The following is a 13,108-nucleotide window of genomic DNA, read 5'->3' as shown; positions in this document are numbered from 1 at the left end:
AGGATTTAATGTGAAAATACTGAAAAAAATCGTCATTGTACTGTTTAGTCTTGTAGTTTTAGTCGGGATTTTATTAGGGTATCTTACAATTGTTGAATATCGACCTAAACAACAAAGCACTACTAGTGTAAAAAATAATCAAACAGAAGTGTTAAAATTAAACGAAACTTATAAGAGCTTAACCTTTAACATTGGTTACGCTTCATTGGGTAAAGATGAAGACTTTGTAATGGATGGGGGTTCTAAGGGGAGAACCGACAGTAAATCCGTTATGCAAGGGTATTTAGAAGGCATTCAAAACATTCTTTTAGGTTCGAATTCAGATTTCTACTTACTTCAAGAAGTCGATCAAAAATCTAGAAGAAGCTATAACGAAAACCAAGTATTGAGCAATGCAGAAGCGCTAGGAGATTCATACGCTTACACATTTGCCTATAACTTTAAAGCTCAATTTGTACCATTTCCAGTATCATTTACCGATTATATTGGGTATGTTGAAAGCGGACTTCAAACATTCAGTAAGTTCAAAATGGATGAAGCAGTAAGACACCAGTTTCCAGGTGAATTCTCATGGCCACTTAGAATAGCTAACTTGAAACGTGCGATGGTTGTACATGAATATAGTATTGAAGGGTCAGACAAGAAGTTTATATTAGTTAACTTACATATGTCAGCTTACGATGGGGATGGAACCCTTCGTGAACAAGAAATGGCCTATTTAAAGGCCTTTCTAAATGAACAAAAGACATTAGGTAACTATGTAATGGTTGGTGGAGACTTTAATCAAACATTCCCCGAAGCAATTGGAATCTATCCGCCTACTCAAGATATTTGGGTAGCTTATGATATGGAAACAGATTTTTTACCCGAAGGATACAGTTTTGAATTGGATTTGACACACCCTAGTTGCCGCCTTTTGAATCAACCATATGATCCATTAGATTCAAATACACAGTATTATATCATTGACGGTTTTATTGTTTCTGATAATATTTCAGTTACGGATGTAGTAAATCTAAATCACGGATTCTTGTATTCAGATCATAATCCGATTGAGATTACATTTAAATTAAACTAAGAAAAAAACCGCAATTGCGGTTTTTCTCATTGTTAAGCCGTTATACTAATAGTTTTGCTAAAGCGATTGAGGCATATTTAGTCATTATGCCGTCTGCCCTTGAAGTCACGACAATCGGAGCACTAGCGCCATAGACAACGCTTGCGCTTTTTGAATTGGATAAGAACATCAAGCTTTTATATAATATATTGCCAGCATCAATGGTTGGTACTAATAGAAAATCTACATCACCTGCTATGGGAGATGTGACGCCCTTATGGACTGCAGCTTCCTTACTTAAAGCATTGTCAAGGGCAAACGGGCCATCCACAATGCAATTAGCGATTATGCCATCTTCATTCATTTTCTTAAGTAAGATTGCATCTATAGTTGCGGGCATTTTAGGGTTTTCTTTTTCAATTGCTGCAAGTATACCAACATTGGGTTTCATAATGCCTAATCTATGTAAGACATCAACGCCATTAAGGATGATGTCTTTTTTTATTAACACATCTGGATACATGTTCATTGCCGCGTCACTAATCATGAACAGTTTTGGATAATGGCTATTTTCTATCAACGATATATGTGACAAACGTTTCTCTGTTTTAAGTCCATAGGTTTTATCAAGTACGGCTTTTAAAAGGATAGAAGTATCCACAAGGCCTTTCATCAAAATATGTGCGTATCCACTATGTACAAGCTTAGCAGCTTCGATACACGCTTGAGCTTTGTCTTTAATATCCATGATTTCATAGGGATGAAATACTTTGGATTCTAAAAGAAGTTCACGTATCTCTTGTTCATCCCCGATTAACGTTACATTAAGGGTTAATGTTTCAAAGGCTAGTTTAACAGCGTCTAAGACATAAGGATCCTGAGCAACAGCTACAACCAATCTTTGTTTTGGACAAGCTTTGGATCGATGAATGATTTCATCGATAGAGTTTAGGTAGTTATTCATATAGTTTCACCTGTTCTTCATGGTTTAATATACGTAATGCGCCTTCATTTAAAGCACTCATCTCATCTTCACCTGGATAAACATGAACGGTTGAAATCCAACTAACACTTTCAGTGATATAACGAGTGATATAAGGGTTGTGTGCCAATCCTCCTGTTAATACAATCGCATCTACTCTACCTTTTAAGACAGTGGAGATTGCGCCAATTTCTTTGGAAATTTGATAGCACATCGCATCCATTATCAGTTTTGCATAGGAATCATTATTATCGATCATTTTTAAGACCTCTTTAGCATTACTCGTTCCTAGGTAGGAAACCAAGCCGCCTGCCCCATAATTTTTACGCTTAATGTCTTTTAATGAGTACTCGTTTGAAAAACACATCGTATAAAGTGGCCCAAGTGGGACTGTTCCACTACGTTCGGGACTCATTGGGCCATCACCGTCAAGTGCATTATTAACGTCGATGACTCGACCTTTTCCATGTGCAGCAACACTAACTCCACCGCCAAGATGTGCGATGATTAGGTTCAAGTCTTGATATGGACGTCCTAATTTTTCTGATACGACTCTAGCAACTGCCTTATGGTTTAGTGCATGAAAGATGGAAGTCCTTTCAATTTCTTTCATCCCAGATATTCTAGCTATATCATTCATTTCATCGACAACAACTGGATCCACGATGAATGCTGGAATGTTTAGGGGGTCAGATATTCTTTTTGCCATCAAAGCGCCTAAGTTAGAAGCATGTTCGCCTCTTTTTGCCTCCAACAGATCTTCAATAACGCGATCATTGATCAGATAGGTGCCACTTTCAATTGATTTCAACATGCCACCGCGTCCGACAACTGCTCTAAGACTAGATAGATTTAAACCATATGATTCGATTGCATCATTAAGCATGGACATCCGATAATCCAATTGATCAATGATTTTGTTATACTTGATGAGCTCCTTTGAATCGTGTTGAATACTGGTAGTAGAGAGCATCTCTTTATCTTTAAACAAAGCGACCTTAGTTGATGTAGAACCTGGATTGATTACAAGAATTAAGTTTTTTTCCATAAAATACCCACCTTCATACTTCCATTATATCGAATTAATCGGTTAACTTATTATTTTATTTGAAAATAAAAAGGAGAATGTTTTAAACATACTCCTTAATAGAATTAAAGTGATTCGATTTTCTTTAAAAATTCTTCAATAGGTTGATTGCCCAAAAGTTCTAATGAATCATTAATGATGATTTTTGGAACGCCAGAAACGTTAAACTTATTGGATAAATCATAGAAGGTTTGGGCTTCAATCATTTGTCCTTTTACGTTTGGATTAAGCATTGCGATACGATGAGCGGTTTGAACTGCACCTGGGCAATGTGGACAAGATAGGGTAACGAACACCTTTATATCGACCGGTTTGTTGATTTTTTCGATACGTTTTAAAACGTCATTACTTAATTCATATGTCACACCAGACATTTCCATAATAGCGGATAAGAATGAGTTGATTTCATGTCCAGCAGGAATACCGTTAAACTTAACCCCACGGTAGTTTAAATCAGCATCTAGGAAAACAAAGCTTGGAGTCATCTCAATATTATAAGTGACTAGATCGTCTGAAGCATCACTCACTTCTTGAGTGATCAAAGTAATTTTATCCGATAACTCTGCGGTTTCGGTTAATAGTTGCTTGGTTTCTTGACATGTATCACAATCGCCATCTACAAATAGTTTTATTGTAATAGGATTAATCATTCCGTCAAGAATGGATTTAATTTGTGCACTAACTTCTGCGTTAAATAATTTATTCATAATATCTCCTTATTTATTGATATATTTAGCAGCTTCTAAAGCGGCTTTAGCCCCTTCAGCAGCAGCAATAATCACTTGTTTGTGTGGGTTTATGGTTGCATCTCCTGCAGCATATAAACCCTCAATGTTGGTTTTTTGGTATTCATCTACAATAATCTCACCTGAAGGTGATAAACTAACAAGGTCCTTTATCAAGGACGTATTAGGTATAGACCCAATTTCTACAAATAACCCATCTGTTTTAAATAGGTGTTCTTGATTAGTTTTCTTATCTAATATCGTAAGTGTTTCAAGGTTCTTATTGCCATTAATAGACATAATTTGTGTTTCAAGCATGACTGAGACGTTATCAAAACTGAGCAATTTATCGATACTCTTTTGATCAGCTCTAAACTGGCTTCTATGAATAATGGTTACTTTCTTAGCGAGTCTAGCTAAGTCGATAGCAGCGTCCACTGCGCTGTTTCCACCACCAGCAACCACAACCTCTTTTTGTTTAAAGAATGGTGCATCGCATGTCACACAGTATGAAACGCCTTTGCTAGATAATATGTCTTCTCCAGGAACACCAAGTTTTCTAGGTGACCCTCCTAAAGCGTATAAGACCGTTTTTGTTTTGAATACTTGGCCATTAGTCAAAGAAATTGTAAAATGTTCATCTTTGGTAATCTCATTAATATAAACACCGGACAGTATTGGAATCTCTAGGGCTTTTACATGATCAAGAAACTTATTGATTAGCGTTTCGGCATCTACAAGTCCGAAACCTAAGTAGTTGTCAACGTCGGATGTGTTTTTGAGTTGTCCACCAATTTCATTGCCAATAATCAATGTTTTTAGACCTTTTCTCTGAGCATATAGCGCAGCATTTAATCCAGCTGGGCCTGCACCAAGAGCGATAAAGTCATATAAGATATCATTAGCGATTGGTTTGGTTTGTTCAATCGAAAAGTTAAACATCAAATCATTCCTTTCTCCACCTATCATTATAAGGGGACAGAAGTTGAATTGCAAAAACTATGCTTTGTCTTTAAGAATTTTACTTACCATAGAAGGTGATAGCTCAAACTTCTTGGCAATCTCTTTCAACGTACAACCAGTATCTTGATACAATTTCTTAATACAGGTGTTTCTTAAACTGATATCTGAATGGATCTTTGACTCGTCACACCCATTAGTTTCAATATATGATGAGATGACTTCTTCAAAAGACGCCTTTCTGACCTCAAAGTCTAACTCTGTGGTTTCATTCGAGAAGAAGTCAATTACTTTATAAGAATCATCCTTCATACCGATAAAGTGACATAAAGACTGCTCACCAAGTTCTTCATTGATGTTTTCTAAAGCTAGACTGACTTCTTTTGGACTGTATAGTGGAATGCTTTGATACCTTCTTGGAAATAGTGTAGTCTGATTTTGATAGTATTTGGCATAAGATATTAATATACTCTGCATAATTTTTGAAATTGATTGATATTTCACATGGATAATGAGTTCAAACTTATCATCTAAACAACAAGAAAAACCGTAACAGTTAAACTGAAAGAGGGCTTTTGCCTCTTTTAAGATCTCAATGAAAGCCTTTCGGTCTTTGACATTTCTAAACAGTTGTACGGGACTTTTTTGAATGATATGGTATAAAGTTGTTTGGTAATTACTTCTAGCGATTCTTGGCATTTATCTCACCTATTTTCGTTATACCATACTAAAAAAGGAAAGAGAAGAAAATCGCGTCTAATCGTTCAAAAAAGATTATAAAAAAACGATTGATATAACCCGGATATTAAACTATAATAATTACATGAAAGGAAGTGTATTATTATGGAAACAGTATTAATTATTATTGGCATAGTGCTTGTTTTACTCGCTATTTTGTTTGTGTCCTCATATGTTAAGGTCCGTCCAGATAAAGCAGTAATCATCACTGGTCCGAAAGGATCAAGAGTTGTCACAGGGAAGGCAACCATCAGAATTCCGTTCTTCCAAAGAATTGACCTTTTGCCACTTGACCTTATTCAAGTAGACATCCGTACAAGTTCAGCAGTGCCAACAAACGAATTTATCAATATTTTCGTCGATGGGGTTGCAAACATCAAAATTCAATCTGATGAAGCTTCTATTCGTCTGGCTGGTGAAATCTTTTTAACGCGTTCACTGGATGATGTTAAGCAAATTGCGAAAGAAGTCCTAGAAGGTAACATGCGTGAAATCATCGGACAAATGAAATTACGTGAGTTAGTTCAAAACAGAGATAAGTTTGCAGAACAAGTTAAACTATCAGCTCTAGCAGACATGAAGAAAATGGGGTTAGACATCGTCAACATTACCATTCAAAACTTCGCGGATAAAAACGGCGTTATTGATGACCTTGGGGTAGACAATATTGCTCAAATCCGTAAGGATGCAAGTATCGCAAGAGCTAACTCTGAAAAAGAAGTTGAAATTGCTACTTCAAAGGCTAAGGAACTTGCCAACGATGCAAGAATTAAAGCTGAACTAGAAATTGAGCAACAAAACAACTTACTTGCCTTAAGACAAGCAGAACTTAAACAAAAAGCAGATATTGCTAAGGCGACAGCAGATGCTTCTTATGAAATTCAATATGCCAATGAAGCAAAAACCATCAATATTTCTAAGCAAAATGCGGAAATTGCTCGTAGAGAAAAGGAAATTGAACTAAGAACTAAAGAAGTAGAAGTCGAAGAAAAAACCCTTGAAGCGAACATCAAGAAAGCTGCTGAAGCAGACAGATACGCTCAAGAACAAAGAGCGGATGCTGATCTTTATGTAAGAACCAAAGAAGCAGAAGCAAAACTTGCTGAAGAAGAAAGACGTGCACAAGCAATCAAACTTGCTGCTGAAGCAGACAGATTTGCTCAAGAACAACGCGCAATCGGTATTCAAGCTGTAGGTATTGCTGAAGCTGAAGCTATCGAAAAGAAAGCACTAGCGATGAAGAAGATGGAAAGTGCAGCCGTTCTAGAATTAGTCTTGAACTCAAATGTGTTACCAAATATTGTAAAAGCGGCTTCAGAACCTCTTTCTAAAGTCGACAAGATCACAATGTATGGTGATGGAAACAATACAAAACTTGTGGGAGATATTGTCAACACTTCAACGAAAGTATTAGAATCCATCAAAGAATCTACAGGCATTGATTTAGCATCATTACTTGCTGGATATGCAACTGGAAAAGTTGTAAAAGAAAAAGAATAAAGCTTAAACGAGTTTGTTAATTCAAACTCGTTTTATTATTTTAAATACAAAAAGATTATTAATTATTTAATAGATTAGTGTTATAATATTTTTGGAGGATAAATAAATGAAAAAAATAATGTTTTTAGTTGTTTTTATGTCTTTATTGGTTGGATTAGTAGGTTGTGGAAAGGCTGAAAAAACTTTCACAGGAGCAGGTGTGACAATTACACTGACAGAAGCGTTCGTCGAAAAAGAAGTGGTTCAAGCACCTTTGTACTTAGAATCTCCTACACAAATATTTATGGCATTAAGAGAAACCAAAAGTTCATTGGCTGGTTATGGGATTTCGACACTTGATGATTATATTGAGGCAGTATTAAATAACCATGGGAAAAATTCAACAGTTAAATCCAAAGAAGAAGGCGATTTAGTTTATAAGTATGCTTATTATGAATCAGAGGTCAATGATCAAACGTTTGGTTATATGTTATTGACTTTTGAAGGTAAAGATCATTTTTATTCAATGAATTTTGGTTGTTTAGCTAACAAGTTAGAAGATTTTAAAGAAAAGTTCTTCGACTATGCTAAAACGATCAAAGTAGAGTAAAAACGTTTTCATTTTTTAATGTCTTGAAATTAGACCCATTGTATTTATAATAGAACTTGCGATGAACAAGAGTAGTAAGTAACACTGTTTTTCAAAGAGAGCTAATGGTTGGTGTAAATTAGCAGAAACAATTACTGAACGTGCTTGGGAGCTTTTAAATCGAAGTTTGAGGTTTGAACGTATGCCTGCGTTAAAGGTATAAGTGCTAGGTATTTTACCTAGAACTAAGGTGGTACCACGGGTAATCTCGTCCTTAGCTATTATAGCTAGGGACTTTTTTTATTTAAGGTACATTTCAAACATGAGGTTTAAACGTAAGTAGGCGTTAACTATTATTAAGCCCTTTTTTAGTATTGGGAAAAACAAGGTGGTACCGCGGTTAATTCGCCCTTGGCATTTAATAATGCCAGGGGCTTTTTATATATAAAAGGAGAAAAAATATGAAAAAGATCGTAGCAGTAGTTATGTTAGTTATGAGTTTAGTCGTTTTACAAGGATGTGGTCAATCAAACTTGCATACATTTACATTGGATGAATCCTATGATGGGTTCATTACATTAGGGACATCAGCAGATTATGCACCTTATGAGTGGATTAAGAAAGTAGATGGCAAATCCGAATTGGTTGGAATCGACATTGAAATCGCGAAAGAAATTGCGCATGCCATGAAGAAGAACTTAAAGGTTGTAAACAAAGGCTTTGATTTTCTTTTAGAAGATTTAAAGCAAGGTAAGGTGGATTTTGTCTTGGCGGGTATGACACCAACAGATAAGCGTAAAGAAGAAGTAGACTTCTCAAAAGTATACTATGAAGCCATCCAAGTCATCTTAATCAATGAGAAAAACAAAGACACGTTGATTGATTTTGAATCCCTAAACCAAGCATCTGTTAGAATCGGGGCACAATTAGGGTCTATTCAACAAGAACTTGCTGAGGATTTTACAAACGCACAAAAACAATACATTCAAGCCATTCCAGACTTAATGATGCGTTTAGGCGATAACCAAATTGATGCTGTCATTGTTGAAAAACCTGTTGCTGATGGGTATGTAGCAAATCAAAAAGGTTTAGTCATTGCTGATATTGTAATCGGAGATCCAGATGGCGGTTCAGCAGTCGCAGTTAAAAAAGGAGACCAAGCGTTCCTAGATGTCATCAACTCAGTCATTGATTCATTAATCACCTCTGGTAAACTAGAAGAAATCGTTGTTGAAATGATTTCATTAAACAAATAATGGATTTTTCGTTTGTTTTTGAAGCATATTACTTAGAAATACTGTTTAAAGGGTTGTTGATGACGCTCCTTTTAGCAGTTATCTCCGTCGTACTTGGATCATTGCTTGGGTTAATACCAGCATTCTTTAGATTATCTAAACATAAAGTGCTAAGATTTCTTGGCTCAGCTTATGTAGAAATCATCAGAGGTACCCCGTTGCTTGTTCAAGTATTGTTAATATATTCATTTGTCAAATTAAAAGTGACTATGGTTATGGGGATTGATCTATCCAGTTTCATTCCAGGGATGCTTGCATTACTCATTAATTCAAGTGCGTATGTCTCTGAAGTGATTAGAGGGGGCATTCTCTCTGTCGACAAAGGCCAAAAAGAAGCTGCATTGAGTTTAGGATTAAAAGAGTCCACCGTCATGTATAAAATCATTCTGCCTCAAGCAGTTAAAAATATCATTCCAGCTCTAGGTAATGAATTTGTGACAATGATTAAAGAAACATCCATATTCATGTACTTAGGGATTGCTGAACTTATGTACAGCGCAATGATGATTAGAAGTGAGACATATCGAGTAAAAGAAACCTATATTGTGGTGGCATTAATGTATTTCTTACTAACTTTCCCAACATCCAAATGGATGGGTTATATTGAAAGGAGACTGAAAGCGAATGAACAAAAATAAAACCATCGATGTCATCCATCTATCCAAATCATTCAAAGATGGCACAAAAGCGCTTGATGACTGTTCAGTCTCTTTTCTATATGGTAAAGTCAGCGTGATTATTGGGCCTTCTGGTTCAGGTAAATCGACTTTATTACGTTCGTTAAATCTGCTAGAAACACCTACAAAAGGCGAAATCTTATTTGATGGAAAATCGATTCTTAGTGAGTCAAATGATTTGAGACACCACCGTGAATCGACTGGAATGGTATTTCAAAGCTTTAATTTGTTCCCACATTTGAAAGTCATCGATAACATCAACCTTGCTCAACAAAGCGTCAAGAAAAAAACCTTGAAAGAAGCTACCGAAAACTCTCTAATGCTTTTATCGCAAGTTGGATTGCTGCACAAAAAAGACAATTATCCTAATCAACTATCTGGTGGTGAAAAACAAAGAATCGCGATTGCAAGGGCGCTTGCATTAAACCCAGAAGTTATGTTATTTGATGAACCGACTTCTGCACTAGATCCAGAAATGATCAAAGAGGTACTGATGGTTATGAAAAAACTGGCGGAAAGTGGAATGACGATGATCGTAGTCACCCATGAGATGGGATTCGCTAGACACTTTGCGGACCATATCGTTGTCATGGATAAAGGTAGAATCATCGAAGAAGGCACTTCTGAACAAGTATTTACTAACCCAAAACATCCAAGAACGATTGCATTCTTAGATAGCGTATTAAACAAATAACGAAGTTTCATGTATAATGGATTTTGGTGATATGATGAAAATACTATTTGCTCCAGCAAAAACATTTAACTTAAAACTAGATGAAAAGCCTCTAAACTATAGATTTGTGAAAGAATCGAATTCACTTCAAGAAATGCTTAAGTCATATAAAGAAGAAGAACTCATAAAACATTATTCGATTAGCGATAAGCTCTTGTCAGAAGTGAAAAACTATATTCATGGGTTTGATAAAGAACAAGGGTTTGAAGCAATCTCTATGTTTAAAGGCGAAGCATATAAAGCCTTGAAGGTTGAGTCTCTTTCGAATGAAAATAGAAGTTTTCTTCAAGAAAATGTATATATTGTTGATGCACTATATGGTTTATTAAAGCCTAACGACGTCATTAGGCCGTATCGATTAGATTTTTTATTCAAGGGATTTGACCTAAGATCATTTTGGAAGGATAAAATCAATAAAGCTTTATTAAAAGAAACAAATACTGTATTGAGTTTGGCTTCAAAAGAGTTCTCCAGTTTAATAGATCGAGAACACATAAACCTTTATGAAGTTACCTTCTATAATCTTATAAATGGATCCTATAAAGCAGTCAGTATGTATAATAAACATCACCGGGGGGAACTGCTTAGATTCATTATTGAACACGAGATTAAAGACATTCAAGCGTTGCCTAAATCTTTTTTTGGGTATCGTCTAGAAATGAAACTAAACCAAATTGAGTACTACAAAGATTAATGCATATTTGCGTTAATCTTTTTTGCTTATGTCGGGTATAACGCAAAAGAAGTGAACCAAAGTGATTAATTTGGTATAATCACACTAATCGGTACATAGGAGGATAATCATGTTACCTTTAGTCTATCAAATGCAGTTGAAAAAGAAGTTTGTCTTCTCATTTGTCCTTTATTCAGGACTGTTTCTATTTATTTACTTTCTATTAGATAACCTCAATGGGGGATTTTCTAAAATGAAAGCAGATTATGGTATATATTTAGTCATAATTAATATCAGTTTAAATGTTGTTATGAGTTTGTTTTCTGCTCATATGTTTAATCTATCCAGTGCTTTAGTCTCTTTAACAAAAAAAGAAGGAAAGGGCACATTTATGACCATGTTCTCAGTGCTCTTCGGTGTCCTAACTTATGGCTGTACATCATGCGTTATTGCTTTTTTTGCAGTAATCGGGATTACATTTTCTGTTGCTGTCCTACCTTTAGCGGGACTGCCATACAAACTGGTTTCTCTAGCATTATTAATTATTGGCTATTTTTGGCTCCTAAAAGAGATAAAAACAACGCAATGTAAAATCAAATAGTGATATAATGAATTTATACAGGGGGGGATATCATGCAATTAATTCATCATGTTGATATCAATTTCTTGACTGCTTTCATTCTATCATTAGTATCCATAATTGCTTTTATTAGGTTAAATCACAGAGACAAATTATCAAAAGCATATTTAGTGATGTCAGCGATTATCATTATTCAGTTAATCCTAGAAGCATTCTCAGTTATTTTAGATAAACAAACCACTTTTAACATGATTTGGTTGAGATTTTCAATCAGTTTTGTCATTTTTATCATTGGACCATTTTTAGCTATGATGTGGTTTAAGCTAATCAAGAAAATGTTTGTTCCAAAAATGACTGTTAAACCAATAACAAAGCTTATAGTTTACCTTCCACAAATCATAAATGTCATTTTAGTAATATCGACTATTTTTTTCGACACGGTCTTTTATATAGATGAATTTGGCGTCTATCATCGAGGCGATTTATTCTTTTTAACGATGATACTAACGTATTACTACATTGTACTTACATTCGTTTTGATACTGTCTAATCGGAAAAAAGTGGTCAAAGAAGACTTGCTGTTATTGGCTGTAGCTACGGCATTGCCAGTGCTTGGAGGTATCCTTCAAGGGCTATTCTATGGGTTATTATTAATATGGCCAAGTGTAGGATTTTCTTTAATCATTTTATATCTCTTTTTACAACAAAGAGTCATTCATCATGATTATTTGACAAATGCTTGGTCGAGAGAATCCTTTTTCCAATTCATTAGTTTTAACATGGAGTCGTCTAAAAAACCATTCGGAGTGATATATTTCGATTTGGATAACTTAAAAACAATCAATGACCAGTACGGGCATGAACAAGGGGATTTCGCTCTTAAGAAAACCGTTGAGATTGTTAAGAAGAGCCTTCCAGAAAGCAATGTCGTTGCCCGCCTAGGTGGGGATGAATTTATAGGAATATTCAGTGCTACTACTCAAAAAGAAGTGGTTAACGTGGTCACTAGAATCAGGTATAATATAAACCAATATAACGAAGAAAAGCGACATAATTACCCGATAAGCATTTCTATTGGCTATGGATTGTTTGATCAACCACATGATCAGTTTGAGGCTTTCATCACTAAGTTAGATCAGGATATGTATGCGGATAAAAAATCAAAAGAAGACGAATTGAACAGCCTCTTGTCAAGTAGACACGGTAAATAATATAAAATTAGATGGCCATATACCTATATTCTAAAGGTGTATGGCTTTTTAATTTACGTTGTATTCTTTCTTGATTATAGAACTTAATGTAATCTTTAATTGCTTTTGTGAGTTTTTCTGATGAATCAAACGTTTCTAAATAATACATTTCAGATTTGATGATGCCCCATAAGTTCTCGATTGGTCCATTATCAATACACTTACCTACTCTAGACATACTTTGCACCATATTGTGTTTATCTAATAGATTTTTAAATGATCTGCTCGTGTATTGAAATCCCCTGTCACTATGAAACATTGGTTGAGCACCAGGATTCTTTTT

At 35.2% G+C, this 13,108-nt stretch carries 15 protein-coding genes and 1 other annotated feature; of the genes, 9 read left to right on the top strand and 6 right to left on the bottom strand.

All coding sequences use genetic code 11. The annotated features are described in order from the left end of the window. Positions 1–10: 10 nt before the first annotated feature. The gene (locus JN09_RS05370) at positions 11–1,078 is read left to right on the top strand and encodes an endonuclease/exonuclease/phosphatase family protein (RefSeq protein WP_204433529.1); all 1,068 of its coding nucleotides are present in this window, start codon (positions 11–13) and stop codon (positions 1,076–1,078) included. Between the two features lie 40 nt (positions 1,079–1,118). Here JN09_RS05370 and JN09_RS05365 read toward each other — a convergent pair whose 3' ends face one another. From JN09_RS05365 to JN09_RS05345, 5 genes are all read right to left on the bottom strand, one after another. Further along, positions 1,119–2,021, bottom strand: coding sequence for a bifunctional enoyl-CoA hydratase/phosphate acetyltransferase (locus JN09_RS05365; protein ID WP_204433528.1), 903 nt, complete (start codon positions 2,019–2,021; stop codon positions 1,119–1,121). Continuing rightward, positions 2,014–3,087, bottom strand: coding sequence for a butyrate kinase (buk, locus tag JN09_RS05360; protein ID WP_204433527.1), 1,074 nt, complete (start codon positions 3,085–3,087; stop codon positions 2,014–2,016). The genes JN09_RS05365 and buk overlap by 8 nt, the downstream gene beginning before the upstream one ends. A gap of 104 nt (positions 3,088–3,191) precedes the next feature. Then, complete coding sequence (gene pdo / locus JN09_RS05355; RefSeq protein WP_204433525.1) at positions 3,192–3,833, bottom strand: protein disulfide oxidoreductase; 642 nt, start codon at positions 3,831–3,833, stop codon at positions 3,192–3,194. Between the two features lie 9 nt (positions 3,834–3,842). Then, positions 3,843–4,793, bottom strand: coding sequence for an NAD(P)/FAD-dependent oxidoreductase (locus JN09_RS05350; protein ID WP_204433608.1), 951 nt, complete (start codon positions 4,791–4,793; stop codon positions 3,843–3,845). A gap of 57 nt (positions 4,794–4,850) precedes the next feature. Beyond that, positions 4,851–5,510, bottom strand: a complete 660-nt coding sequence (locus tag JN09_RS05345) for a hypothetical protein (RefSeq protein ID WP_204433523.1) — start codon at positions 5,508–5,510, stop codon at positions 4,851–4,853. 144 nt (positions 5,511–5,654) lie between these two features. Here JN09_RS05345 and JN09_RS05340 point away from each other — a divergent pair, with 144 nt between their 5' ends. The 8 genes from JN09_RS05340 (at position 5,655) to JN09_RS05305 (ending at position 12,786) form a co-directional block, all read left to right on the top strand. After that, positions 5,655–7,049, top strand: a complete 1,395-nt coding sequence (locus JN09_RS05340; RefSeq protein WP_204433521.1) for a flotillin family protein — start codon at positions 5,655–5,657, stop codon at positions 7,047–7,049. A gap of 106 nt (positions 7,050–7,155) precedes the next feature. Beyond that, positions 7,156–7,638: an LptM family lipoprotein gene (locus JN09_RS05335; RefSeq protein WP_204433520.1), complete on the top strand. Its 483-nt coding sequence runs from the start codon at positions 7,156–7,158 to the stop codon at positions 7,636–7,638. A 52-nt stretch (positions 7,639–7,690) separates the two neighbouring features. Beyond that, positions 7,691–7,896, top strand: a binding site (T-box leader). 182 nt (positions 7,897–8,078) lie between these two features. After that, positions 8,079–8,873, top strand: coding sequence for a transporter substrate-binding domain-containing protein (locus JN09_RS05330; protein WP_204433519.1), 795 nt, complete (start codon positions 8,079–8,081; stop codon positions 8,871–8,873). Then, a complete protein-coding gene (locus JN09_RS05325; protein WP_204433518.1) occupies positions 8,873–9,550 on the top strand; it encodes an amino acid ABC transporter permease in 678 nt (225 codons plus the stop codon). The genes JN09_RS05330 and JN09_RS05325 overlap by 1 nt, the downstream gene beginning before the upstream one ends. Continuing rightward, positions 9,537–10,283: an amino acid ABC transporter ATP-binding protein gene (locus JN09_RS05320; RefSeq protein ID WP_204433517.1), complete on the top strand. Its 747-nt coding sequence runs from the start codon at positions 9,537–9,539 to the stop codon at positions 10,281–10,283. Before JN09_RS05325 ends, JN09_RS05320 begins: the two co-directional genes overlap by 14 nt. A 34-nt stretch (positions 10,284–10,317) precedes the next feature. Next, positions 10,318–11,016, top strand: coding sequence for a YaaA family protein (locus tag JN09_RS05315; RefSeq protein WP_204433516.1), 699 nt, complete (start codon positions 10,318–10,320; stop codon positions 11,014–11,016). 109 nt (positions 11,017–11,125) lie between these two features. Continuing rightward, positions 11,126–11,596 carry a hypothetical protein gene (locus tag JN09_RS05310; protein ID WP_204433515.1) on the top strand — a complete coding sequence of 157 codons (471 nt, stop codon included), beginning with the start codon at positions 11,126–11,128 and terminating at the stop codon, positions 11,594–11,596. A gap of 32 nt (positions 11,597–11,628) precedes the next feature. Next, the gene (locus JN09_RS05305; protein ID WP_204433514.1) at positions 11,629–12,786 is read left to right on the top strand and encodes a GGDEF domain-containing protein; all 1,158 of its coding nucleotides are present in this window, start codon (positions 11,629–11,631) and stop codon (positions 12,784–12,786) included. Positions 12,787–12,793: 7 nt separating this feature from the next. On the opposite strand, the gene JN09_RS05300 is transcribed toward JN09_RS05305, so the two are convergent. After that, on the bottom strand, positions 12,794–13,108 hold a 315-nt coding region (locus JN09_RS05300; RefSeq protein WP_204433513.1), incomplete at its 5' end, for an IS3 family transposase.

The sequence above is a fragment of the Paracholeplasma morum genome, from assembly GCF_016907055.1.
Taxonomy (GTDB): domain Bacteria; phylum Bacillota_I; class Bacilli_A; order Acholeplasmatales; family UBA5453; genus Paracholeplasma; species Paracholeplasma morum.
This window is presented reverse-complemented; position numbering and strand designations above follow the sequence as displayed.